Genomic DNA, 23,852 nt, shown 5'->3' on the forward strand with positions numbered 1-23,852 from the left:
GAAAACGATATGAATATCACAACGATTTTTCTGCTGCTGGGTGGTTTGGGTCTGTTTTTGTTCGGTATGGAGCTTATGAGCGACGGACTGGAGAAAGCAGCCGGTGCCCGGATGCGGGGAATTCTTGAATTCTTTACAAAAAACCGTTTTATTGGAATGCTGGTGGGAATTCTTTTCACGGCAGTAGTTCAGTCGTCCAGTGCGACGACGGTCATGGTGGTCAGCTTTGTAAATTCCGGGCTCATGAATCTGTACCAGGCCAGTGGAGTCATTCTGGGAGCCAATATCGGTACAACAGTGACCGGGCAGCTGATTGCATTTAATCTTTCGGATGTTGCACCACTGTTCGTCATGATCGGCGTGATCATGTATATGTTCTGTAAAAAGACCAATATCAAACGAGTTGGTGTGGTGGTCCTTGGATTTGGTATCTTGTTCATGGGACTCAGTACCATGGGGGATGCCATGACATCCCTGAAAAACTCTCCGCAAGTCATGGAACTTCTCCAGTCACTGACCAATCCGCTGATGGCAATCGTGGTTGGATTTGTGATTACATCCATTCTTCAGAGTTCATCGGCTACGGTCGGTATCATTATTCTGATGGCAGGACAAGGGCTTCTGGCATTTGCCATCTGTCCGTTCTTGATCCTGGGATGTAATATGGGCTCCTGTATGTCAGCCCTTCTTGCCAGCCTTGGAGGAAAGAAGGATGCAAAGCGGGCCGCATGGATTCATTTTCTGTTTAACATTATCGGATCCTTTATTATTTTCATCGTACTGATGATTGCGACCGATCCGATTACAACGGCAATCCTGAAGTTCTCAGGAAACAATCCGTCTCGTGCGGTTGCGAACGCACATACGATCATTAAGATTACAGAAGTAATCCTGTTGTTCCCGTTCATGAACTGGGTAGTGAAAGCAACTTACAAGATTATTAAGGGTAAAGATCCTTCACCGGAAGATGAATTTGAACTTCTTTACATCGGAGAAGGAAAGATGATGACACCAAGTACCGCAACAGTGAATGCCATTCAGGAAATCGAACACATGGGACAGCTTGCCTGTGATAATCTGAAGCTTGGAATGAAAACACTCTGTGATCCGAACGAGGATGAGATCAATGTGATCTACCAGAAAGAGCGGTATATCAACTTCCTGAATCATAAGATCACGGATTATCTTGTGAAGGCCAGCGAGATGGAGATGCCGATCGCCGATTCTCAGATGGTGGGAGCACTCTTTCACGTGGTAAACGATATCGAACGTATCGGTGACCATGCGGAGAACCTTGCCGATTCAGCCAAAATGATCAGGAACGGAGAGGCACAGCTCAGCGATAAGGCAAAACAGCAGCTTCAGGATATGACAGAGATGGTTATGGAAATTCTGGACTACTCACTGGATATGTTCACACACAACAATCAGGAACATATGCAGGAAATTCTGGATCTCGAGGATGCGATCGATGAGAAAGAGAAGAAGCTCCAGAGAGCCCATGTAAAACGTCTTACTAAAAACAGATGTACACCGGAAGGCGGTATGATTTTCTCCGATACGGTATCCGGTCTGGAACGTGTGGCGGACCACGCGACAAATATTGCATTTGCGATTCATCAGCCGGACGATTACAGTGACGATGATGATTAAAAGTGCTTGACTTCATACGGCTGTTGTGATATATTAAAGCGGTGTGAAAACCGGTGTTCGGCAGATGGAATCTCCAACCGCTGCTTAATACCTGGCAATTATTAGTATATATCAGGAGGTAGTGACAAATGATCACAAAAGAAATGAAAGAACAGATTATTAAGGAATACGGAAGAACAGAAGGAGATACAGGATCTCCGGAAGTACAGGTTGCTATTCTTACAGCAAGAATCAATGACCTGAACGACCACTTCAAAGCTAACCCGAAGGATTTCCACTCAAGAAGAGGACTTCTTAAGATGGTTGGACAGAGAAGAGGACTTCTTGCATACCTTAAGAAGAATGATATTGAAAGATATCGTTCACTGATTGAAAGATTAGGTCTGAGAAAGTAATTCTGATCATAAAGCGAAAGAGAGCATTTCACTGGGTGGAGTGCTCTCTTTTTATGTGGGTGGCTAGCCGCCCTCTTCACTTTTCCCTTGCAACTAAGGACTTGCTGTGATATAATGTGTAAGATTGTGGCAGTATGTAGATCCGAGACCACTGAAAAGCGTATCTGTATCCGGAGGGGAAGATGGGTTTTTCAGTAGTTTCGGAAAAGGCTGCCGGTGACATATAGTGAATAGTAGAAAGGAAGAATAGCATGTATAAAACATTTGAAATGGAGCTTGCAGGCAGAACTCTCCGCGTTGATGTCGGTAGAGTAGCAAAGCAGGCAAATGGAGCAGCGCTTATGCATTATGGTGATACGGTTGTGCTGTCAACAGCAACTGCATCAGACAAGCCGAGAGAAGGAATCGATTTCTTCCCGCTTAGTGTGGAATACAATGAGAAATTATATGCCGTTGGAAAGATCCCGGGAGGATTTAACAAGAGAGAGGGAAAGGCTTCCGAAAATGCGGTTCTTACCTGCCGTGTAATCGATCGTCCGATGAGACCACTGTTCCCGAAGGATTATAGAAATGATGTAACTTTAGAGAACCTGGTTCTTTCTGTAGACCAGGACTGCGCACCGGAACTTACCGCAATGCTTGGTTCTGCAATCGCAACAGCAATCTCAGACATTCCGTTTGACGGACCGACAGCATCTACGCAGGTCGGACTGGTTGACGGAGAGTTTGTTTTCAACCCGACTGCAGCACAGAAGGAGAAATCCGATCTGGCACTGACGGTTGCATCTACAAAGGAAAAGGTTATCATGATCGAAGCCGGTGCAAATGAAGTTCCGGAAGATAAGATGATCGAAGCGATCTTCGCTGCACATGAAGTGAACCAGAAGGTGATCGCATTTATCGAAACCATCGTTGCAGAGTGCGGAAAGCCGAAACATGACTATGTAAGTTTCGCTGTACCGGAAGAGCTCTTTGATGCAATGAAGGAGATCGTGACACCGGAAGAGATGGAAGTTGCGGTATTTACCGATGACAAGCAGACCAGAGAAGAGAATATCCGCAAAGTGACAGAAAGACTGGAAGAAGCATTTGCAGACAATGAAGAATGGCTGGCAAAACTTCCGGATGCAGTATATCAGTATCAGAAGAAGGTAGTCCGCAAGATGATCCTCAAAGATCATAAGCGTCCGGACGGAAGAGCAATTGATCAGATCCGCCCGCTTGCAGCAGAAGTAGATCTGCTTCCGAGAGTACACGGTTCTGCAATGTTTACCCGTGGACAGACTCAGATCTGTACCGTTACCACACTTGCTCCACTTTCAGAGGCTCAGAAAGTGGACGGACTGGATGAAGCAGAAACATCCAAGAGATATATGCACCACTACAACTTCCCGTCTTACTCTGTAGGTGAGACCAGACCTTCCAGAGGACCGGGACGACGTGAAATCGGACACGGAGCACTGGCTGAGAGAGCACTGGTGCCGGTACTCCCGTCAGAGGAAGAATTCCCGTATGCGATCCGTACCGTATCCGAGACATTTGAATCCAACGGTTCTACTTCACAGGCCAGCGTTTGTGCATCTTCTATGTCACTGATGGCAGCAGGTGTACCGATCAAATCTGCAGTAGCAGGTATTTCCTGTGGTCTGGTAACCGGAGAGACGGACGATGATTATCTGGTACTGACTGATATTCAGGGACTTGAAGACTTCTTCGGAGACATGGACTTCAAGGTAGCAGGAACCAAGAAAGGTATCACAGCGATCCAGATGGATATCAAGATTCACGGACTGACAAGACCGATTATCGAAGAAGCGATTGCACGTACAAGACAGGCTAGAATTTACATCATGGACGAAGTCATGAGTAAAGCGATCGCCGAGCCGAGACCGCAGGTTGGAAAATATGCTCCGAAGATTATTCAAATGAGTATTGATCCTTCTAAGATCGGCGATGTAGTCGGACAGAGAGGAAAGACCATCAACGCGATCATCGAAAAGACGGGCGTAAAGATCGATATCACCGATGACGGTAACGTATCAATCTGCGGAACCGACGCTGAAAACATGGAAAAAGCGAAGAAGATGATTGCAATCATCGTGACCGACCTGGAAGCAGGAATGGTTCTGGAAGGTGACGTTGTCAGCATCAAGGAATTCGGTGCTTTCGTTGAATTTGCTCCGGGCAAGGAAGGAATGGTTCACATTTCCAAGATCGCTAAGCAGAGAATTGAACATGTGGAAGATGTCCTGACACTGGGCGACCATGTGAAGGTTGTCTGCCTCGGAAAGGACAAGATGGGACGTCTCAGCTTTAGTATCAAAGATGTAGCTGAATAAAGATAAAATTGAAACAGAAAAGAACTCTTCAGAGATGAAGGGTTCTTTTTTTAGCATAAATACGGCATTTTGCCCATATATTTGGTTTAAAGAGGTGGACAAGATGAGAAGAGAGAAGAAAAACCAGATTATCCGAGTGCTTGCGGAGCGGATCCGCGGGATCATATTGAATGAAGGAATTGATTTTGCAACGCTGCAGGAGATCCGACTCCGGGAAGGACAGCCATTGGTGATCCGATGTGATGGGGAGGAAAAGCTGTTTGCGCATATTGTGACGCGCGAAGAGCTGAGAGAAACGATGGAATACATAGCTAACTATTCTTTGTATGCCTATGAAGAAGAGATGAAACAGGGGTTCCTCACGATCGATGGCGGCCATCGGGTGGGAATATCCGGAAAAATTATACCAGATGGAGGACATGTGCGCAATTTTCAATATATTTCTTCTATTAATATCCGTATTTGTCATGAAGTGAAAGGATGTGCGGACCGGCTGTTTCCGGAAGTGCTGGAAAATGGGCGCCTTTGTCACACGCTGATCATATCGCCGCCGGGGAGAGGCAAAACCACACTTCTTCGGGATATGGTGCGGCAGATATCGGATGGGAATGCCTATCTTGCAGGGCAAAATGTAGGAGTGGTGGATGAACGGTCCGAGATCGGAGGATGCTATCAGGGAGTGGCACAGAATCAGGTGGGAAAACGGACCGATATTCTGGATAACTGTCCGAAAGCGGAAGGGTTGATGATGCTCATCCGATCCATGTCTCCGCAGGTCGTGGCCGTGGATGAGATTGGAACCGCTCAAGATGTGGAGGCCGTATCCTATGCCATGCACTGTGGCGCGATCATGCTTGCGACGGTTCACGGAACATCGTTGGAGGAAATCCGTGAGAAGCCGTTCTTGAAACGTTTCTGGGAAGGTCATGATTTTAAACGGTATGTGGTGATGAAAGAAAGTGGAAAGACGGGAGAAATCGAAGGAATTTATGATGACAGAGGGAACCGGATATGCTGTGGAAACTGATCGGATGTCTCTGCATTCTGACGGCTTCTTCGGGGTTGGGGTATTTTCAAGGTATAGAGTATAGAAGGCAGATCCAGGAAATGCACTGTCTGGAACAGCTGATCCGGGAGATCGGCGGAGAGATTTCCTATACAAAAGCACCGCTCCCGGAAATCTTTCTCCGTACAGCGAGATACTGCCGCAGTCCGTACAGCCTCTGGCTCCGTGAAATGGCCAGGGAAATGCAGGAAAAGGGGGCAGTGCAGCTAGGAGCGTTATGGGAGAACAGAACGCGGAAAATTCTGGGAACACTTCCTTTAGATTCGGAGGAAATGAACGAGCTTTCGCAGGTTGGATATCAGATGAATCATCTGGATATCCGTATGCAGGAGCAGACACTTATTTGGTACGTCACACGACTGGAGGAGCGGAGAGGCCGTAAAGAGAAGATTTTATATGAGAAACAGCGTCTCAGTAATCTGCTGGGGGTGTCGGCAGGACTTTTCCTTGTGATCCTGCTTATGTGACAAAAGAAATCGGAGGAGGAATTCATGAGTGTTAATCTGATTTTTAAAATCGCAGCTGTCGGGATCCTGGTGTCGGTGCTCAGTCAGGTGTTGAAACACAGCGGGCGGGAGGAACAGGCATTTCTGACCAGTTTTGCGGGCCTTATACTGGTACTGTTCTGGATCATCCCTTATGTGTATGAGCTTTTTGAAGATATCAGGAGATTATTTGCACTGTAGAAAACAGCCGGACTGTTTTTAGAAGGGAGGCATTCGGATGAACATACTGCAGATTGCAGGAATCGGGGTAGTGGGGACGCTCCTTGCCCTGCAGTTCAAAAGCGGAAAAGCGGAATACGGTATATACACAGGGATTGCCGTCAGTCTGTTTCTACTCTTTGGAATGAGCGGAAGGCTGGAGGTGATTAAAGAGGCATTTGATACCATCGGTAGTTTTGTTAAAGTGGACAATGGCTATATGAAAGCAATTCTCAAAATGCTGGGGGTGACTTATGTGTCGGAATTTGCTTCCGCGATCTGCCGGGATGCAGGATACCAGACGATCGCATCGCAGATCGAAATCTTTGCAAAGCTGACGATCCTGGCTCTCAGTATGCCTGTACTGGAAGCACTTCTGGTCACGATTCAGGGATTCCTCGGTTGAAGGCCCGGGAAAAAGAGTATGGGATTGGGAATATGGGGAAGGAGTGAAAGATGACAGGAATACTACGGCGCATGCGGCATGGAATGTATGTTCTCTTCGTGGCTCTGCTGATTGCAGTCACGGGCACGGTACACGCCGAGGGAGAGGAGGCACAGGAAAGGGTGACGCAGGAAGACGCTGCGAAATTAAGTGAGGATGCAGCAGAGAGTCTGTTCGACGAACTGGATACCGACCAGATCGACCGTGTCTTAAAAGAGGCATATTCGCGGGAAAAAGTCCGGTTCCGAGATGTGGTGCAGGCAATGATGGACGGGGAGCAAACCATTTCCCCGGAATTGATTGTGGATTTCGTCGCGGATACTCTGTTCGGTCTTGTGAGGGAAAACAGACCCGCCATGCTGCAGATGCTTCTGCTCCTGATCGTTGCAGCCGTCTTCACCAATTTCTCCGGCGTGTTTCAAAGCAGCCAGATCGCGGACTGCGCATTTTATATCGTCTATATTCTTCTGATTGCTGTCTGCCTGACCGGATTTTCTTCTACCACGGAAACGGTCGAACAGGGGCTGGAAACTCTTCTGACCTTTATGAAGGTTCTGGCTCCTGCCTATTTCCTGTGTATGACGGCAGCGACCGGTAGTGTTTCCGGAATGGGATTCTATCAGCTCATCCTGATTCTGATCTATCTGGTGGAATTGGTGATCGTGCGGTTTGTTCTCCCGCTCGTGCACGTTTATCTGATGGTGCAGATCCTGAACTATCTGTCCGGTGAAGAATATCTTTCCAAAACAGGGGAACTTCTGGAGACGCTGATCTCCTGGGTGATGAAGACGATGCTTGCCTGTGTGACCGGAGTGAGTGTGATCCAGGGAATCTTAAGTCCTGCAATTGATCAGGTGAAACGGAGTGTCTGGACAAAAGGTGCCGAAATGCTTCCCGGAATCGGGGATGCCATAGGCGGGGTGACGGAAGTAGTACTTGGAACAGCGGTACTGATCAAAAATGCGGTCGGGATGGCGGGAGCGGTGCTGGCGGTTGGAATCTGTCTGCTCCCGATCCTGAATATGGGCGTGCTGACGATTCTTTATAAAGCGATGGCAGCTGTGGTTCAGCCGATTTCCGATAAAAGGATCGTGGAAGTGCTGTCCAGCATGGGAAATGCCTGCCGGATGCTCCTTAGCATCATTTTCACAACTTCAATCCTCTTTCTGGTGACCATTGCAGTGACGGCGGCATCCACCAGTTGAAGAAAGGAGACACAGGATGTTCAACTATTTTTATGAATGGCTTCGAAATCTGGCATTTTACATGGTGCTGGTAACGGCTGTCCTGCAGCTGATCCCGAACAGAAGCTATGAAAAATATATTCGTTTCTTCTGTGGGCTGATTTTGGTCATCCTTCTTTTGACACCGGTCATGAGAGTCATAGATGCCGGATTTGAAGGCAGGATGCGGGCGTCTGTAAGTGATGACAACTGGAAGGAACTGGAGGAGATCCGAGAGCAGGCCGAGGGTCTGGAAGATTTTGTCTATTCATTTTCCGGGGAGGAGCAGGATGGAGAAGAATAAAGAGTATCTACAATATATAAAAAAGTTCTTCGGGAAAAAGGAGCAGTGGCTGATCCTTCTGCTTGTCGGGATCCTGCTGGTCGTGATCGCGATCCCGGTCCCAAAAGAAGGGGAAGAAGAGCAGGAAGAGGTACAGGACGAAACAGCGAGTTCCGGAAGCACCGACGATGAGGCGTACGTCCGACGCCTGGAACGGAGGCTGGAGGATGCACTGGTGCAGGTGCAGGGAGTAGGAAAAGTGTCCGTGATGATCACGCTTTCTGCTTCTTCGGAGAAGATCGTGGAAAAAGACAGAGAGAGTTCCAGCGAGACGAGCGGAGAAAATGAATCCGGTTCGTCGAAAAGGAGCAGTTCCTCGGAAACCTCCGTTTATACCGGAAACGGGAGCAATGAGACGCCTTACATTGCGAAAGAACTGAGCCCCGCTATTGAAGGGGTTCTGGTGATTGCGGATGGGGGAGATGATGCCGTGGTGATCGAAAATATAACCGAGGCTGTCCAGGCATTATTCCCGGTAGACACGCATAGAATTAAAGTAATGAAGCGCAATCAATAAATATTAACAGGAGGAAGGAAAGTGAAACGAATATTCAAAAAGAATCAGATAGTCATTGCGGCACTTGCAGTTATGATCGCGGTGGCCGGTTATCTTAATTACTCCGGAAAAATATTTGGAAAAAACAGTACGGCCGAGGAAGCGGACAGTACACTTGCAAGCACGGAACTTCTGGATATTTCTGACGAAGATACATCTCAGACGGACGGAGAAGTGTCCGATGCGGAAACGGAAGGTACACCGGGAGAAGCGGTTCTTACCAGCGGAACTGCAAGCGGCGTAGTGGCACAGGCAAAGATCAGCCGGGAGCAGGTACGGGCGAAAAATAAAGAAACCCTTCAGGCAATCATCGATGATGCAAATGTGAGCGATGAGCAGAAAGCAGATGCCATCGCGCAGATGGTGCAGATGACTGAGTTGGCAGAAAAAGAAGTGACGATCGAAACTCTACTGGCCAGCAAAGGGTTCAGCGAGGCAGTCGTCAGCCTTTCCGAGGATTCGGCAGATGTTGTGGTGAACAGCAGTGACCTCACGGAAGCCAAACGCGCGCAGATCGAAGACATCGTGACACGCAAGGCAGGGATCAACGCGGCAAATATTGTGATCACTCCGATCCATAGCGGGGAGAATGAATGAGCTTAATTTGTGGAATCAGAGCCATCCCCAACAACTTCTCTCTTTTATTTTGGAATAAGATGTGGTAGACTAATTAAATGACCTCATTAAGTGAGAAAAGTTGAATAAATAGATAGAAAGAACGAATACTACATTATAGAATAACAGGAGTATACCATGGCAGATTTTACGAATGAAATAAAGAAAAGAAGAACATTTGCAATTATTTCCCATCCGGATGCCGGAAAGACGACATTGACCGAGAAGTTCCTGCTTTACGGAGGAGCCATTAACCAGGCCGGTTCGGTCAAGGGAAAGGCGACAGCGAAGCATGCTGTTTCAGACTGGATGGAGATTGAGAAGGAAAGAGGTATTTCGGTAACTTCGTCCGTACTGCAGTTTGAGTACGGTGGATACTGCATCAATATTCTGGATACTCCGGGACATCAGGATTTCTCGGAGGATACGTACCGTACCTTGATGGCAGCGGATTCGGCGGTCATGGTGATCGATGGTTCCAAGGGTGTTGAGGCGCAGACAAGGAAGCTGTTTAAAGTATGTGTAATGCGCCACATTCCGATTTTTACGTTTATCAATAAGATGGACCGTGAGGCGATGGACACCTTTGAACTTCTGGATGACATTGAAAAAGAACTGGGGATCGCCACTTGTCCGATCAATTGGCCGATTGGATCGGGAAAGGAATTCCGCGGGGTGTTTGACCGGGATACCAGAGAACTGGAAATCTTTTCAGATACGAAGAAAGGAACGACGGTAGGAGAAGTAAGAAAGGCGCCGATCGACAGTGAGGAAGCGAAGCAGATCGTGACGCAGGAACAGTACGAGAAGTTGGAGGAGGAGATCGAACTTCTGGACGGTGCAAGTGCCGAGTTCGATCAGGAACTGGTAAGTAAAGGAGAGTTGTCGCCGGTGTTTTTCGGATCTGCGCTCACGAACTTTGGTGTGGAGACATTCCTTCAGCATTTCCTTAGGATGACGACTTCTCCGCTCCCGAGAATGTCCGATAAAGGGCTTATTGATCCGATGAAAGAGAAAGAATTCTCTGCATTTGTATTTAAGATTCAGGCAAATATGAATAAGGCACACCGGGACCGGATCGCGTTTATGCGGATCTGTTCCGGTGAATTTGATGCGGGAATGGATGTGTATCACATTCAGGGCGGCAAAAAGGTCCGTCTCTCCCAGCCGCAGCAACTCATGGCGAGCGAGAGAAAGATGATCGACAAGGCATACGGAGGAGACATCATCGGTGTGTTTGATCCGGGAATCTTCTCCATCGGAGACACTCTCACCAATTCTCCGGAGAAATTCGCATACGAAGGAATTCCGACCTTCGCACCGGAGCATTTCGCAAGAGTGCGCCAGGTGGATACCATGAAGAGAAAGCAGTTTATCAAGGGAATCAATCAGATCGCTCAGGAAGGCGCGATTCAGATCTTCCAGGAATTCAATACCGGTATGGAAGAGATCATCGTAGGGGTGGTCGGGGTTCTGCAGTTTGATGTGCTGAAGTACCGTCTGGAAAATGAATACAACGTGGAGATCCGCATGGATACCCTTCCGTATGAGCATATTCGGTGGATTGAAAATGATAACATTGATATGGACAGGCTGGTGGGTACCTCTGATATGAAGAAGATCAAGGATCTGAAAGACCGGCCGCTCCTGCTTTTTGTCAACAGCTGGAGCATCCGTATGGTGTTGGAGCGAAATGAAGGCCTGGTATTATCCGAGTTCGGGCGTTCATAATTCTTCTTTCCAACGCATGGAAAATGTGATATAGTATGAGTAGAATGTGCCCCGATAAGGGGCGGATGAACTGAGTATACAGATGAATTTTGAAGGAGGCTTATCATGAATAAAGAAGAAAGAAACACATATACAATTGAAACCGATGAGAATCTAGGCGTTGTTCAGATCGCAGATGAAGTGGTTGCGATCATTGCTGGGCTTGCGGCAATGGAAGTAGAAGGCGTTTCTTCCATGGCAGGCAACGCTACAAGAGAACTGATCGAGAAGCTTGGTATGAAGAGCCTTTCCAAGGGTGTGAAAGTAGATGTGCTTGAAGGAATCGTGACCGTTTCTCTTGCGTTGAATCTGAAGTACGGAAGAAGTATTAAAGAGACGACCATGAAGGTGCAGGAGAAAGTAAAGGCAGCAATTGAAAATATGACCGGCCTTACCGTAGCGGACGTGAACATCCGTGTAGCAGGCGTGGATATGCCGGATGAAGAATAAATTTGGAGAGAGACGATGGGAAGAAGTGAACTGAGAGAACATATTTTCAAAATGATTTTCGGACTGGAATTCACGGAGGAGGAACAGATCGAGAAGCAGTTGGAGCTGTATCTTGACCAGCTGGATGAGGTGAGCGAGAAGGATCGCAGCTATATGCTGGCAAAGGCAAAAGCGATTGCCGAAAAAGTATGTGAGATCGATGCGATGATCAATGAGAATGCGACCGGATGGAAGACAACAAGAATGAATAAGGTGGATCTTTCTATTCTGCGGCTTGCTGTCTACGAGATGAAATTCGATGACGATGTGCCGGTGAAAGTAGCGATCAACGAGGCCGTAGAGCTTGCCAAGAGATTCTCAGGTGATGAAGGGCCGGCATTTATTAACGGAGTACTGGGAAAGCTTGCTTAAGTCTTACCCGGTCTTCGGTGCAGGAGAGATCATGCAGAATGTATATACAGTAAAGCAGGTCAATGCGTATATCAGAAATATGTTTGCGCAGGACTTTATGCTGAATCGAATTTATGTGAAGGGTGAAGTGTCGAATGTAAAATATCACACTTCGGGACATATATATTTTTCTTTAAAAGATGAGTCCGGGACGATTGCCTGTGTCATGTTTGCCGGGCAACGCAGCGGACTTTCTTTTCGTATGAGGGAAGGGCAGCAGATCATTGTCCTTGGAAGCATCAGCGTTTATGAGAGAGACGGGAAATACCAGCTCTACGCGAAGGAAATCCGTCTGGACGGGGCAGGACTGCTCTATGAACGTTTTCTGGCATTGAAGCAGGAACTGGAAGAAATGGGGATGTTTGCGCCGGAATACAAAAGGCCGATCCCGCCCTACGTGCGGACACTGGGCGTGGTGACGGCTCCGACGGGAGCGGCTGTGCGTGATATCATTAATATTACGAAAAGGCGGAATCCTTATGTGCAGATTATCCTCTACCCGGCGCTGGTACAGGGAGAAGGTGCCGCTGAGAGTATCGTGAAAGGAATCCGGATGCTGGAGGAGAAGAAGGTGGATGTCATGATCGTCGGACGAGGCGGAGGCTCCATCGAGGATCTCTGGGCATTTAATGAAGAAATCGTGGCAAGAGCCGTATTTGAAAGCACAGTTCCGGTCATTTCGGCCGTGGGACATGAGACGGACATGACAATCATTGATTATGTGGCGGATCTGCGCGCGCCGACACCCTCGGCTGCGGCGGAACTTGCGGTCTGTGAGATTCGCAAAGTGGATGAGAAGATGGAGAATTATGCACGCAAGATGCACCGGAGCCTCGTGCAGAAGCTGAATATGACGCGCCTGGTGCTGGAAACATATCAGGCAAAGATGGGGTATCTAAGTCCCAGGGGAAGACTTCTGGATCTGAGACAGCAGCTTGCGGATTACGAAGAACTGATTCCGGAGGCATTTAACGCCAGAATCAGGGATTTCCGGGATAAAGTAGACGAATACGAAGAGCTCCTTCACGCCGACATGGGAAGGCAGCTGACAGATGCAAAGCATAGGCTGGCTCTCAGGATCGAGCGGATGAAGGGGGCATCACCGCTTGACAGGCTGAATCAGGGATTCTCCTATGTGCAGCGGGAGGACGGACGCACGGTCAGACGCGTTGCGGATGTCAGAGAAAAGGAGCTCCTCAACATATATGTGACCGATGGCGTGATCCACGCACAGGTCAGAGACGTCCGGAAGGAGGATTAAAGGGTGGCAGAGACGAAGAAAAAGGCAGTGCCGAAAGAAAAATTTCAAGAAGAATGGAAACAAGAGGCAGGACCGATCAAGGAAGAGAAGGAAGCTGAACAGGAAGCGGAAGAGACACTGGAGCAACTCTTTGAGAAGCTGGACGATGTGACGAACAAACTGGAAAGCGGCGAGACATCGCTGGAGGAATCGTTCCGGCTGTACCAGAGCGGAATGGAGATGTTGAAACGGTGCAGTGATAAAATCGATAAAGTAGAAAAACAGGTGCTGATATTAGAGGAGAATGGAGAAACACATGAATTTTAGTGGAGAAATGAAGCAGAAAGTAAATGAGATCGAGGCAATCCTGGATGAGTATCTGCCGGCTGCCGAAGGATATCAGAAGCAGATCATGGAAGCAATGGCGTATAGTGTGACGGCGGGAGGAAAGCGTCTCCGCCCCATGCTGATGCAGGAGACCTTCCGCCTTTTTGGCGGAGAAGGAAAAGTCGTGGAGCCATTTATGGCGGCACTGGAGATGATCCACACCTATTCACTGGTTCACGACGACCTGCCGGCGATGGATAACGACGAATACCGCCGGGGCAGGAAGACGACCCATGTGGTTTACGGGGAAGCGATGGGAATTCTTGCGGGAGACGCACTGCTCAATTATGCGTTTGAGACGGCAGTGAAAGCATTTGACATTGCTCCCGAAAAGAGCCTTCAGATTGGGAAGGCATTTAAGATCCTGGCAGAAAAGGCAGGAATTTACGGAATGATCGGCGGACAGGTTGTGGATGTGGCATCCTGCGGTAAGGGACTGGACGAAGCGATGCTGAACTTCATCTATGAGCTGAAGACCGGAGCACTCATTGAAAGTGCTATGATGATCGGTGCAGTGCTTGCCGGTGCTACGCAGGAACAGGTAAGAACGGTGGAGAAGATCGCATCGGATGTGGGAATTGCATTCCAGATCCAGGATGACATCCTGGACGTGACGAGCACGCAGGAAGAACTCGGGAAACCGATCCACAGCGATGAAAAGAATGAAAAATCGACATATGTGACCATAAAAGGTCTGGATGAGGCGGCAAAGGACGTAGAAAGAATCTCGGAAGAAGCAGTGGAGCTGCTTCAGAGTCTGAATCTTGAGAATCCTTATCTGACATGGCTGATTCAGGAACTGGTACATAGGAGAAAATAATGAGGTGTTGGCATGTATCTGGAACAGATTCAGAAAGCAAATGATATCAAAAAATTGAAGGACGAGGAGCTGGATGAACTGGCTCTTGAGATCCGGAAATTTCTCATAGATAAAATCAGCCGAACCGGAGGGCATCTTGCCTCCAATCTTGGTGTGGTGGAACTCACCATGGCCATGCATTTGAATTTCGATCTTCCGGAGGATAAGATTATCTGGGATGTGGGCCACCAATCCTATACCCATAAGATTCTGACCGGAAGAAAAGACGGGTTTGATGATTTGAGAAAATATGGCGGCATGAGCGGATTCCCGAAAAGAAAGGAAAGTGACTGTGACGCATTTGACACGGGACACAGCTCCACTTCCATTTCCGCGGGGCTTGGATATGTGTGTGCGCGGGATATCCTCGGGGAGGATTATCATGTGATTTCCGTCATCGGTGATGGATCCCTGACGGGAGGAATGGCTTACGAGGCACTCAACAACGCGGCCACACTCAAAACTAATTTTATTATTGTGTTAAATGATAACAAAATGTCTATTTCCCAGAATGTGGGCGGAATGTCCCAGTATCTGGACGGACTGCGCACCGCCAAGGCCTATACTGACTTGAAAAATGCGGTTGAGACGGTGGTGGGAAGCATTCCGGTCGGCGGCGAGAAGCTCGTAAAACATATGCGCAAGACGAAGAGCAGCATCAAACAGCTCTTTGTGCCGGGTATGTTTTTTGAAGATATGGGGATCAAATATTTAGGACCGGTGGACGGGCATAACCTGAAAGCACTCTGCCGGGCGTTCAAAGAAGCAAAGAGAGTGAAAGGGCCGGTGCTTCTTCATGTGCTGACCCGCAAAGGAAAAGGATACCTCCCGGCAGAGCAGGATCCGTCGAAATTCCACGGAACCGGGCCATTTGACATCGTAACGGGAGAGCCGTTGACAAAGAGTGCGAAAGATTCTTACACGGATGTGTTTTCCAAAGTCATGCTGGATCTTGGGAAAAAGGATGAACGTCTGGTGGCAATCACGGCTGCGATGGAGGACGGAACAGGACTTGCCGCTTTCCATAAGCATTTCCCGGACCGGTTCTTCGATGTGGGGATCGCCGAAGGGCATGGCGTGACGTTCGCGGCGGGACTTGCGGCAGCCGGCCTTCATCCGGTATTTGCGGTTTACTCATCTTTCCTGCAGAGGGGATTTGATCAGATCATCCACGATGTATGTCTGCAGAAGCTTCCGGTCGTGTTTGCCATTGACAGGGCAGGTCTGGTAGGAAGCGACGGCGAGACGCATCAGGGCGATTTTGATCTGTCCTATCTTTCGATGGTGCCGAATATGACGGTGATGTCACCGAAGAATAAATGGGAACTGGCAGACATGCTGCGCTTTGCGGTAAAAATGGGAGCACCGGCCGCGCTTCGGTATCCCCGTGGCACGGCGTACGACGGATTCAAAGAATACCGTCAGCCGATCGTCTACGGCAAGAGTGAAGCGATTTTCGAGGAGGATTCCATTGCCATCCTGAGTGTGGGACATATGTTTGAAACGGCCGTGCGTGTACGTGAACAGCTGAAGGATACCGGTTACAACTGCACGCTGATCAACGCGCGCTTCGTGAAACCGATCGATGAAGAAATGCTCCTTGCACTGGCAGGTGAACATGAACTTCTCGTTACGATCGAAGAAAATGTCAAAAGTGGCGGTTACGGAGAAAGAGTGTTGGATTTTGTTTCCAGAAAAGGATTGAAGATGAAGGTACTTATGATCGCATTGCCGGATGATTATATTGAACACGGCAGTGTGGATGTACTGCGCCGGGAAGTCCTGATGGATGATGAGTCCATAGCGAAGCGAGTCATGACGGAATATATGGGACGGAGAGGATAAAAAGACATGAAAGAACGGTTGGATGTATTACTTGTAAAGCAGGGTCTGGCAGCCTCCAGAGAGAAAGCAAAGGCAATCATCATGTCCGGCAATGTGTTTGTGGACGGACAGAGAGAAGATAAAGCGGGAACCACATTTTTCGAAGATGTAAAGATTGAAGTAAAAGGGCATACCCTTCCTTATGTGAGCCGGGGAGGGCTGAAGCTGGAGAAAGCGATGAAGAATTTTGATGTCTCCATGGAGGGCAAGGTGTGCACCGATGTGGGATCCTCTACGGGAGGCTTTACGGACTGTATGCTGCAAAATGGAGCCAGAAAAGTATTTGCAATTGATGTCGGAAGAGGGCAGCTTGACTGGAAGCTAAGACAGGATGAGCGTGTTGTCTGCATGGAGAAGACCAATATCCGCTATGTGGTTCCGGAAGATCTCGGCGAGCCGATTGATTTTTCTTCCATCGATGTCTCCTTCATTTCCCTTACCAAGGTGCTCCTTCCGATCCGGAATTATCTGAAAGATGATGGGGAAATCGTGGCACTGATCAAACCACAGTTTGAGGCGGGGCGTGAGAAAGTCGGTAAAAAAGGAGTGGTCAGGGAAAAAAGTACTCATGTTGAAGTGATTGAGAAAGTGACAGAATATGCCGTTTCCATAGGATTTAAGGTAAAGGCGCTGGAGTTTTCGCCGATCAAAGGACCGGAAGGTAATATCGAATATCTGGTTCATTTGCAGAAATGCCCGCCGGAAGAAGCAAAAGTGGAGGAAGGTGTACGGATCCGTCAGGTGACGGATGCGGCGTTTGACACACTTGCATAACAGGGATATGAGGCTGAAAATGGAACGATTTTATATTATTACAAATTATGCAAAAGACGAAGACTATCGAATAACGACTCGGATCAAAGAGTGTATTGAGTCTTACGGGAAGACCTGTATCCTTTGCCAGAAGGATGACTATGAGAAGATCAGACCGGAGACGATACCGAATCAGATCGACTGTGCACTGGTCGTTGGAGGCGACGGAACGTTCATCCAGGCATCCAGAACCTTGTTCGGAAGAGAGATTCCTATGCTTGGCATCAATATGGGAACGCTTGGATATCTGACGGAAGTAGAGGTCCAGAATGTGGAGCGCGCCATCGAACAGCTGATGACAGGCAACTATGCGATCGAGAACAGAATGATGCTCTACGGTTCCGGCCCGAATCAGATGCGGGATGTGGCACTGAACGATATTGTTGTCACAAGAAGCGGACTGATGAAAATCATCCAGATCAATCTGTATGTCAATGGGGAATTTTTAAATTCGTATAAAGCAGACGGAATCATTATTTCTACACCGACCGGATCGACCGCATATAACCTTTCGGCAGGCGGCCCGATTGTGGAGCCCAGGGCATCGCTCATCGTGGTCACCCCGATCTGTTCACACGGACTGAATTCACGGAGCATTGTTTTTTCGGGAGATGATGAGATCGTGATTGAGATTGGAGCTCATCGTGCAGGACAGTGTGAAGAGGCGGCGATCAGTTTTGACGGGGCAGATGTGATTCCTTTGCATACCGGAGACCGGGTGAGAATTAAAAAAGCCTGGGAGACGGCGAAAATCGTCAAATTGAGCAAGATCAGTTTCCTGGAGACTATGCGTGAGAAGATGAAGGGAAATTAGGGCATTGCCTGATAAATATGGAAAGGAACTGGAACATGAAAGTAAACCGACACGCGAAAATAGTAGAACTTATAAATAAATACCGGATCGAGACACAGGAAGAACTTGCAGAGCGGCTGAACCAGGTTGGTTTCCATGTGACACAGGCAACGGTGTCCAGAGATATCCGGGACCTCAAGCTTACGAAAGTTCCGGCTGAGAACGGAAAACAGAAATACGCAGTACTGGAAAGCGGAAATACTGCCATGGGAGAAAAGTATATCCGCATTCTGCGTGACGGATTCGTGTCCATGGATATGGCACAGAATATTCTGGTCATCAAGACGGTCTCCGGGATGGCGATGGCAGTGGGGGCCGCTCTGGACGCGATGAAATGGACAGAACTGGTGGGATGTATTGCCGGAGACGACACCGTGATGTGCGCGGTGCGAAGTGTGGATGATACCATCCTTTTGATGGAAAAGATCAAGAAGCTGCTCGCGAAGTAGCTGAAAAGTAGAACAGGAGGAAGCATGTTACAGAATCTACATGTGAAGAATCTCGCCCTGATCGATGAGGTCGAAGTGGATTTTGCGGAAGGTCTGAATATTCTGACCGGAGAGACTGGGGCAGGAAAATCAATCGTATTGGGAAGTGTGAGTCTTGCCCTCGGCGGGCGCTATTCAGCTGATATGCTGCGAAAAGGAACGGATGCGGGGCTTGTAGAGCTTACCTTTTCCGTGAATTCTCCTGAGACGATCCGCAAGCTTGAAGAGCTGGAGATTCATCCGGATGACGGGCAGATCATCATCAGCCGCAAACTGACGGGCTCCAGAAGTGTGAGCCGGATCAACGGGGAGACGGTGACAGCCTCTAAGATCCGGGAAGTGGCATCGGCGCTTATTGATATACACGGACAGCATGAGCATCAATCCCTGCTTTATAAAAAGAATCACCTGGCCATACTCGATGCATTTGCCAAGGATGCGGACGGTGTGAAAAAACAGGTACAGGAAGCGTACCGGACATATCGTGCCGTGCAAAAGGAACTGAACGAGGCGGATACGGATGAAGCTCAGAGACTGAAGGAGATTTCCTTCCTGGAATTTGAGATCGAAGAGATCCAGAATGCGGGACTATCCGAAGAAGAAGATTTGGAAATAGAAGAAACATATCGAAAGATGGTGTCCGGCAAACGAATCGCAGAGAGTCTGGAAGAGGCCTATGCCTATCTGGCAGGAGAGAACCAGGAAAATGCAGGCGAACTTCTGGGGCGTGCCGTCCGTGCCATCGCAGATGCGACCGGATACGACAAGCATACGGAAGAGCTGTACGGCCAGATACTGGAAGTGGAGAATCTGCTGGGCGATTTCAGCCGGGAACTCAGGGAATACACGGATTCGCTGTCTTTTTCACCGGAAGCTTTCTATGAAGTGGAGAGCAGACTGAACGATATCAATCACCTCAAGTCCAAATACGGCAACACCGTGACGGAGATTCTCGAATACTGTGAAAAACAGCAGCAGCGACTTCAGATCCTTCAGGATTACGATCATTATCTGGATACCCTGAAAGTCCGCGTAAAAGAAGCAGAGGACAGATTAGGGGAGTTGTGCGAAAAACTGAGCCGGATTCGTCAAAAAGAGGCAAAAAAACTGCAGGAAAAGATCCTGGAAGGGCTTCTGGACCTGAATTTTCTTGAAGTGCAGTTCGAGATCCGGTTCACAAAAACCCAGGATTACACAGCGGAAGGAACCGATGATGTGGAGTTTATGATTTCCATGAATCCGGGACAGCCCCAAAAGCCGCTGGCGGAGGTCGCATCCGGCGGTGAACTATCCCGAATCATGCTGGCAATCAAGTCGGTTCTTGCAGATAAAGATGAGATCGAGACACTGATATTCGACGAAATCGATGTGGGGATCAGCGGACGCACGGCGCAGAAGGTCTCCGAGAAGATGGGCGTGATCGGGCGGAAACATCAGGTGATTTGCATTACCCATCTGGCGCAGATCGCAGCGATGGCGGATGCCCATTATGCGATCGAAAAAAAAGTGGAAAATCATGTGACGAAAACCAGCATTTCCCGGCTGGACGAAGAAGCATCCGTAAGAGAACTGGCGCGGATTCTGGGAGGCGCCCAGATCACGGATGCAGTGCTTCGCAATGCCGAAGAAATGAAAAATCTGGCATCCGGTTTAAAATAAAGATATTTTTTGCATACTAAAAGCAGGAACACAAGTTTCCTGCTTTTTTTGTATCTGTTCAGAGCCGAGCAGTGGTTTCAAAGTTGGCTCTGAACACTTACGTTTTTTCATCAGAATCTTCAGAAAAAGCAGGAGAAAGGGGAACAGACATGACAGTCAGATGGTATCGAAGAATGCTGATTATTTTATTGGTGTTTGCCGTGACGGTCGGCGGCAGCTACTGCTTCCTGCAGATAAAAAGGGAGGAACTGAAAAAAGAGGTGAGCGCAGGCACCGGATCCGAGAATCTGTTGATTCCGGGAGGAATGCCAATAGGCATATACATGGAGACGGACGGAGTGATGGTACTCGGCACAGACGAGATCAAAAGCAGTGACGGGAGCTCAACTTCCCCTGCAAAACATCTGGTGAAAGACGGAGATTATATCGTCGGAATCGATGAAGAAGAGGTAGAAAATAAGCAGGAACTCATCGAAGTTATGCAGAATTTGTCGAAAAAAACCGTAATTCTGCACTTACGTAGAAAAATGGAGTATATTGATGTAAAGATTCATCCTGCAAAGGATGAAGAGGGGAAGTATAAACTTGGCATCTGGGTAAGGGACAATGTGCAGGGACTCGGAACCATCACATTTCTGAATGCGAACAGCGAGTTCGGAGCGCTTGGTCACGGAATCCATGATGTGGACACGAGTGAGCTTTTGGAAATATCAGAAGGCACTCTTTATGAAACCAGTATACAAAACATCAAAAAAGGGCAGAATGGCTGTCCGGGAGGCATGGAAGGAATCATTGTATATAATCACTACAATGTACTCGGAAGTATAACGAGCAATACGGAAACGGGAATCTATGGGAAAATCGACCGGGTAGATAAGGTGTTCAAGAACCAGGAGGCCTATCCGGCAGCTTCGAAAGAAGAAATCAAAACAGGGAAAGCGTATATCCGATGCGCCGTAAGCGGTGAAGTAAAAGATTATGAGATTCAGATTACAAAAATCGACTTACACCCGGGGGAGGTCAATAAGGGAATCGAGATCCGGGTCACCGATGAGGAACTTTTGAGAATAACAGGCGGAATTGTGCAGGGAATGAGTGGAAGTCCTATTTTGCAGGACGGAAAAATTGTGGGAGCAGTCACGCATGTTTTCGTACAGGATTCGACAAAAGGCTACGGCATTTTCATCGAAAATATGCTGGAGAATCTTGACGAATAGCGTCAAGCGCGAAAAATGTCTAATTTTTACGACTTTGTTTTCTTGTATCCGGCAAATTCAGGAGCATATAATGTTTCCCGTAACAGCCGTAAATCTGCTGTCAAATCGAAGGAGGGTATAACTTTATGGAAAGGCTGAATGTTGCGATTGCCGACGATAATGAACGAATGCTGGATTTATTGAGCGAAATTATCGAAAGTGATCAGGAATTGAATCTTGTTGGAAAGGCGAACAACGGGGAGGATATGTATCATATTATCAAAGAAGAGGAACCGGATGTTGTACTTCTGGATCTGATCATGCCGAAAATGGACGGGATCAGTGTGATGGAACTTGTGAGCCAGGATAAGGCGGTCAAAAAACAACCCAATTTCATTGTTGTGACCGCAATCGGACAGGAGCGGATTACGGAAGATGCCTTTGAAAAAGGTGCATCATACTACATTTTAAAACCTTTCAACAATGAGACTGTGCTACAGCGGATAAAAAGTACCGGCCACGGAACAAAAGCGGCGGACCGGAAAGAAGAAACGATGGTTACAAAAGGACCGGACATGCAGGAGAACCTGGAAAAACAAGTGACGGATCTTCTTCATGAGATCGGGATACCGGCACACATCAAGGGATATCATTATCTTCGGGATTCGATATTGATGGTCGTAGACGATATGGATATTCTGAATGCGATTACCAAGATTCTGTATCCGACCGTGGCGAAAAAACATCAGACCACGGCGAGCAGAGTAGAAAGAGCAATACGCCATGCGATCGAAGTTGCATGGAGCAGAGGAAAACTCGACACGCTGGAGCGGCTGTTCGGGTATACAGTAAGCAATGGAAAAGGCAAGCCTACAAATTCTGAGTTTATCGCGCTTGTCGCAGATACGATCCGATTACAGTCAAAGCACAGATAAATCTTTTCAAATCGCCGTTTTTGCGGTATAATTAGTAGCTAGAAAGCCGCAAGAGAGAAGAAGGAGGGCGCAGGATGAAAAAGATATTGTTTGTAGCATCGGAAGCGGTGCCATTTATTAAAACGGGAGGCCTTGCAGATGTTGTCGGCTCACTTCCGAAATATTTTGACAAAAAGAAATACGACGTGCGTGTGATGATTCCAAAGTATGTATGTATGAAGGAAGAATGGAAGAATCAGCTTGTTTATAAGACTCATTTTTATATGGATCTGAATTGGCGGCAGCAGTATGTGGGAATTCTGGAACTTCAGTACGAAGGTGTTACATTCTATTTTATTGATAACGAATATTATTTTAACGGACCGAAGCCGTATGGAGATATTGCCTATGATATTGAGAAGTTCGCATTTTTCTCCAAAGCAGCGCTTTGCGCACTCCCGCTCCTGGATTTCCGCCCCGATATTATTCACTGCCACGATTGGCAGACAGGACTTGTCCCGGTATTTCTTGACAACTTCCGTTACGGAAATGAGTATTTCAGAGGAATCAAGACTGTATTTACCATCCATAATCTGAAGTTCCAGGGCGTGTGGGATAAGAAAACGGTTCGTGATATCACCGGACTTCCGGATTACTATTTCACACCGGATAAACTGGAGGCATACCGGGATGCCAACTTCCTCAAAGGCGGTATCGTGTATTCAGACCGCGTGACAACGGTAAGCAATACCTACGCAGAAGAAATAAAGACACCATTTTACGGAGAAAAGCTGAACGGACTTATGAATGCCCGTTCCAATTGTCTCTCCGGAATTGTAAATGGAATTGACTACAATGAGTTCAATCCGGAGACAGACCCGAACATTGTGAAAAATTATTCTATTGAGACATTCCGCAAGGAAAAAGTGAAGAATAAGACCGCACTTCAGGAAGAGCTTGGCCTGGAAAAAGATCCTCATAAGATGCTGATCGGTATTGTATCCCGACTGACAGACCAGAAGGGATTTGACCTGGTCAACTATGTAATGGATGAACTTTGTCAGGATGAGGTGGAGATCGTCATTCTTGGTACCGGAGAAGAACGCTATGAGAACAGCTTTCGTTATTTCGCATGGAAATATCCGGAGAAAGTCAGTGCCAATATCTATTATTCCGAGCCGATGTCACACAAAGTGTATGCATCCTGTGATGCATTCCTGATGCCGTCACTTTTTGAACCTTGCGGACTGAGTCAGCTTATGAGCCTTCGTTACGGAACCGTACCGATCGTTCGTGAGACCGGTGGACTGAAAGATACGGTTGAGCCGTACAACGAGTTCGAGAAGACGGGAACCGGATTCAGTTTTATGAACTTTAATGCGCATGAGATGCTTGGAACGATCCGTTATGCAGAACGTATTTATTATGATAGAAAACGTGACTGGAACAAGATCGTGGAACGAGGCATGCAGAAAGACTTCTCATGGAGCAATTCAGCAAGATTATATGAAGATCTCTATGAAGGAATGTAATATTTGGTAAAATTATCC

25 protein-coding genes are annotated in these 23,852 nt (G+C 47.8%); all 25 read left to right on the forward strand.

Going from position 1 to position 23,852, the window contains the following annotated elements:
• Positions 1-9: 9 nt before the first annotated feature.
• The 25 genes from ACTNA4_RS07300 (at position 10) to glgA (ending at position 23,834) form a co-directional block, all read left to right on the forward strand.
• Entirely contained in the window at positions 10-1,653 is a 1,644-nt protein-coding gene (locus ACTNA4_RS07300) for a Na/Pi cotransporter family protein (RefSeq protein ID WP_427808001.1), read from the forward strand.
• A 128-nt stretch (positions 1,654-1,781) separates the two neighbouring features.
• Positions 1,782-2,048, forward strand: coding sequence for a 30S ribosomal protein S15 (gene rpsO / locus ACTNA4_RS07305; RefSeq protein ID WP_427807999.1), 267 nt, complete (start codon positions 1,782-1,784; stop codon positions 2,046-2,048).
• Between the two features lie 251 nt (positions 2,049-2,299).
• On the forward strand, positions 2,300-4,387 hold the full coding sequence (locus ACTNA4_RS07310) for a polyribonucleotide nucleotidyltransferase (RefSeq protein ID WP_427820434.1): 2,088 nt from the start codon (positions 2,300-2,302) through the stop codon (positions 4,385-4,387).
• A gap of 103 nt (positions 4,388-4,490) precedes the next feature.
• Complete coding sequence (gene spoIIIAA / locus ACTNA4_RS07315) at positions 4,491-5,414, forward strand: stage III sporulation protein AA (protein WP_427820433.1); 924 nt, start codon at positions 4,491-4,493, stop codon at positions 5,412-5,414.
• Positions 5,399-5,920, forward strand: coding sequence for a stage III sporulation protein AB (locus ACTNA4_RS07320; protein ID WP_441029344.1), 522 nt, complete (start codon positions 5,399-5,401; stop codon positions 5,918-5,920). Before spoIIIAA ends, ACTNA4_RS07320 begins: the two co-directional genes overlap by 16 nt.
• Before the next feature lie 24 nt (positions 5,921-5,944).
• A complete protein-coding gene (gene spoIIIAC, locus ACTNA4_RS07325) occupies positions 5,945-6,139 on the forward strand; it encodes a stage III sporulation protein AC (RefSeq protein ID WP_427807991.1) in 195 nt (64 codons plus the stop codon).
• A 37-nt stretch (positions 6,140-6,176) separates the two neighbouring features.
• Positions 6,177-6,563, forward strand: a complete 387-nt coding sequence (locus ACTNA4_RS07330) for a SpoIIIAC/SpoIIIAD family protein (protein WP_441017719.1) — start codon at positions 6,177-6,179, stop codon at positions 6,561-6,563.
• A 50-nt stretch (positions 6,564-6,613) separates the two neighbouring features.
• Entirely contained in the window at positions 6,614-7,807 is a 1,194-nt protein-coding gene (locus ACTNA4_RS07335; protein WP_427807987.1) for a stage III sporulation protein AE, read from the forward strand.
• 16 nt (positions 7,808-7,823) lie between these two features.
• Complete coding sequence (locus ACTNA4_RS07340; RefSeq protein WP_441017715.1) at positions 7,824-8,129, forward strand: stage III sporulation protein AF; 306 nt, start codon at positions 7,824-7,826, stop codon at positions 8,127-8,129.
• Complete coding sequence (locus tag ACTNA4_RS07345; protein WP_441029346.1) at positions 8,116-8,685, forward strand: stage III sporulation protein AG; 570 nt, start codon at positions 8,116-8,118, stop codon at positions 8,683-8,685. The genes ACTNA4_RS07340 and ACTNA4_RS07345 overlap by 14 nt, the downstream gene beginning before the upstream one ends.
• A 21-nt stretch (positions 8,686-8,706) precedes the next feature.
• Positions 8,707-9,321, forward strand: coding sequence for a SpoIIIAH-like family protein (locus ACTNA4_RS07350; protein ID WP_427807981.1), 615 nt, complete (start codon positions 8,707-8,709; stop codon positions 9,319-9,321).
• A gap of 156 nt (positions 9,322-9,477) precedes the next feature.
• Positions 9,478-11,070, forward strand: a complete 1,593-nt coding sequence (locus ACTNA4_RS07355; RefSeq protein WP_427807979.1) for a peptide chain release factor 3 — start codon at positions 9,478-9,480, stop codon at positions 11,068-11,070.
• A gap of 105 nt (positions 11,071-11,175) precedes the next feature.
• Positions 11,176-11,559 carry an Asp23/Gls24 family envelope stress response protein gene (locus ACTNA4_RS07360; protein ID WP_427807977.1) on the forward strand — a complete coding sequence of 128 codons (384 nt, stop codon included), beginning with the start codon at positions 11,176-11,178 and terminating at the stop codon, positions 11,557-11,559.
• A 15-nt stretch (positions 11,560-11,574) separates the two neighbouring features.
• Positions 11,575-11,970, forward strand: coding sequence for a transcription antitermination factor NusB (nusB, locus tag ACTNA4_RS07365; RefSeq protein ID WP_427807975.1), 396 nt, complete (start codon positions 11,575-11,577; stop codon positions 11,968-11,970).
• A 31-nt stretch (positions 11,971-12,001) separates the two neighbouring features.
• Positions 12,002-13,270 carry an exodeoxyribonuclease VII large subunit gene (gene xseA / locus ACTNA4_RS07370; protein ID WP_427820429.1) on the forward strand — a complete coding sequence of 423 codons (1,269 nt, stop codon included), beginning with the start codon at positions 12,002-12,004 and terminating at the stop codon, positions 13,268-13,270.
• Between the two features lie 3 nt (positions 13,271-13,273).
• On the forward strand, positions 13,274-13,576 hold the full coding sequence (xseB, locus tag ACTNA4_RS07375) for an exodeoxyribonuclease VII small subunit (RefSeq protein ID WP_427807971.1): 303 nt from the start codon (positions 13,274-13,276) through the stop codon (positions 13,574-13,576).
• Positions 13,566-14,456: a polyprenyl synthetase family protein gene (locus ACTNA4_RS07380; RefSeq protein ID WP_441025365.1), complete on the forward strand. Its 891-nt coding sequence runs from the start codon at positions 13,566-13,568 to the stop codon at positions 14,454-14,456. The genes xseB and ACTNA4_RS07380 overlap by 11 nt, the downstream gene beginning before the upstream one ends.
• 12 nt (positions 14,457-14,468) lie before the next feature.
• Positions 14,469-16,340: a 1-deoxy-D-xylulose-5-phosphate synthase gene (gene dxs, locus ACTNA4_RS07385; RefSeq protein ID WP_441017709.1), complete on the forward strand. Its 1,872-nt coding sequence runs from the start codon at positions 14,469-14,471 to the stop codon at positions 16,338-16,340.
• A 6-nt stretch (positions 16,341-16,346) separates the two neighbouring features.
• Positions 16,347-17,153 (forward strand): TlyA family RNA methyltransferase, encoded by an 807-nt coding sequence (locus ACTNA4_RS07390; RefSeq protein ID WP_427807965.1) that lies wholly within the window; start codon positions 16,347-16,349, stop codon positions 17,151-17,153.
• Between the two features lie 19 nt (positions 17,154-17,172).
• On the forward strand, positions 17,173-18,006 hold the full coding sequence (locus ACTNA4_RS07395) for an NAD(+)/NADH kinase (RefSeq protein ID WP_427807963.1): 834 nt from the start codon (positions 17,173-17,175) through the stop codon (positions 18,004-18,006).
• A gap of 35 nt (positions 18,007-18,041) precedes the next feature.
• Positions 18,042-18,494, forward strand: a complete 453-nt coding sequence (argR, locus tag ACTNA4_RS07400; protein ID WP_441029349.1) for an arginine repressor — start codon at positions 18,042-18,044, stop codon at positions 18,492-18,494.
• 24 nt (positions 18,495-18,518) lie between these two features.
• On the forward strand, positions 18,519-20,192 hold the full coding sequence (recN, locus tag ACTNA4_RS07405; RefSeq protein ID WP_441029352.1) for a DNA repair protein RecN: 1,674 nt from the start codon (positions 18,519-18,521) through the stop codon (positions 20,190-20,192).
• 149 nt (positions 20,193-20,341) lie between these two features.
• Complete coding sequence (spoIVB, locus tag ACTNA4_RS07410) at positions 20,342-21,409, forward strand: SpoIVB peptidase (RefSeq protein ID WP_441029355.1); 1,068 nt, start codon at positions 20,342-20,344, stop codon at positions 21,407-21,409.
• A gap of 125 nt (positions 21,410-21,534) precedes the next feature.
• Positions 21,535-22,323, forward strand: a complete 789-nt coding sequence (gene spo0A / locus ACTNA4_RS07415) for a sporulation transcription factor Spo0A (RefSeq protein ID WP_427807957.1) — start codon at positions 21,535-21,537, stop codon at positions 22,321-22,323.
• A 74-nt stretch (positions 22,324-22,397) separates the two neighbouring features.
• On the forward strand, positions 22,398-23,834 hold the full coding sequence (gene glgA, locus ACTNA4_RS07420) for a glycogen synthase GlgA (RefSeq protein ID WP_427807955.1): 1,437 nt from the start codon (positions 22,398-22,400) through the stop codon (positions 23,832-23,834).
• Positions 23,835-23,852 lie beyond the last annotated feature (18 nt).

This window comes from Bariatricus sp. HCP28S3_A7 (assembly GCF_052066375.1).
GTDB lineage: Bacteria > Bacillota > Clostridia > Lachnospirales > Lachnospiraceae > Allocoprococcus.

Coding starts and splice junctions, on each gene's coding strand:
- spoIIIAA (WP_427820433.1), top strand. CDS start 4,491: ATGAGAAGAGAGAAGAAAAACCAGATTATCCGAGTGCTTGCGGAGCGG.
- ACTNA4_RS07380 (WP_441025365.1), top strand. CDS start 13,566: ATGAATTTTAGTGGAGAAATGAAGCAGAAAGTAAATGAGATCGAGGCA.
- xseA (WP_427820429.1), top strand. CDS start 12,002: ATGCAGAATGTATATACAGTAAAGCAGGTCAATGCGTATATCAGAAAT.
- ACTNA4_RS07360 (WP_427807977.1), top strand. CDS start 11,176: ATGAATAAAGAAGAAAGAAACACATATACAATTGAAACCGATGAGAAT.
- ACTNA4_RS07320 (WP_441029344.1), top strand. CDS start 5,399: ATGCTGTGGAAACTGATCGGATGTCTCTGCATTCTGACGGCTTCTTCG.
- nusB (WP_427807975.1), top strand. CDS start 11,575: ATGGGAAGAAGTGAACTGAGAGAACATATTTTCAAAATGATTTTCGGA.
- spoIVB (WP_441029355.1), top strand. CDS start 20,342: ATGACAGTCAGATGGTATCGAAGAATGCTGATTATTTTATTGGTGTTT.
- dxs (WP_441017709.1), top strand. CDS start 14,469: ATGTATCTGGAACAGATTCAGAAAGCAAATGATATCAAAAAATTGAAG.
- recN (WP_441029352.1), top strand. CDS start 18,519: ATGTTACAGAATCTACATGTGAAGAATCTCGCCCTGATCGATGAGGTC.
- rpsO (WP_427807999.1), top strand. CDS start 1,782: ATGATCACAAAAGAAATGAAAGAACAGATTATTAAGGAATACGGAAGA.
- ACTNA4_RS07300 (WP_427808001.1), top strand. CDS start 10: ATGAATATCACAACGATTTTTCTGCTGCTGGGTGGTTTGGGTCTGTTT.
- ACTNA4_RS07335 (WP_427807987.1), top strand. CDS start 6,614: ATGACAGGAATACTACGGCGCATGCGGCATGGAATGTATGTTCTCTTC.
- ACTNA4_RS07390 (WP_427807965.1), top strand. CDS start 16,347: ATGAAAGAACGGTTGGATGTATTACTTGTAAAGCAGGGTCTGGCAGCC.
- ACTNA4_RS07340 (WP_441017715.1), top strand. CDS start 7,824: ATGTTCAACTATTTTTATGAATGGCTTCGAAATCTGGCATTTTACATG.
- ACTNA4_RS07395 (WP_427807963.1), top strand. CDS start 17,173: ATGGAACGATTTTATATTATTACAAATTATGCAAAAGACGAAGACTAT.
- ACTNA4_RS07345 (WP_441029346.1), top strand. CDS start 8,116: ATGGAGAAGAATAAAGAGTATCTACAATATATAAAAAAGTTCTTCGGG.
- argR (WP_441029349.1), top strand. CDS start 18,042: ATGAAAGTAAACCGACACGCGAAAATAGTAGAACTTATAAATAAATAC.
- spo0A (WP_427807957.1), top strand. CDS start 21,535: ATGGAAAGGCTGAATGTTGCGATTGCCGACGATAATGAACGAATGCTG.
- ACTNA4_RS07330 (WP_441017719.1), top strand. CDS start 6,177: ATGAACATACTGCAGATTGCAGGAATCGGGGTAGTGGGGACGCTCCTT.
- ACTNA4_RS07355 (WP_427807979.1), top strand. CDS start 9,478: ATGGCAGATTTTACGAATGAAATAAAGAAAAGAAGAACATTTGCAATT.
- glgA (WP_427807955.1), top strand. CDS start 22,398: ATGAAAAAGATATTGTTTGTAGCATCGGAAGCGGTGCCATTTATTAAA.
- ACTNA4_RS07310 (WP_427820434.1), top strand. CDS start 2,300: ATGTATAAAACATTTGAAATGGAGCTTGCAGGCAGAACTCTCCGCGTT.
- spoIIIAC (WP_427807991.1), top strand. CDS start 5,945: ATGAGTGTTAATCTGATTTTTAAAATCGCAGCTGTCGGGATCCTGGTG.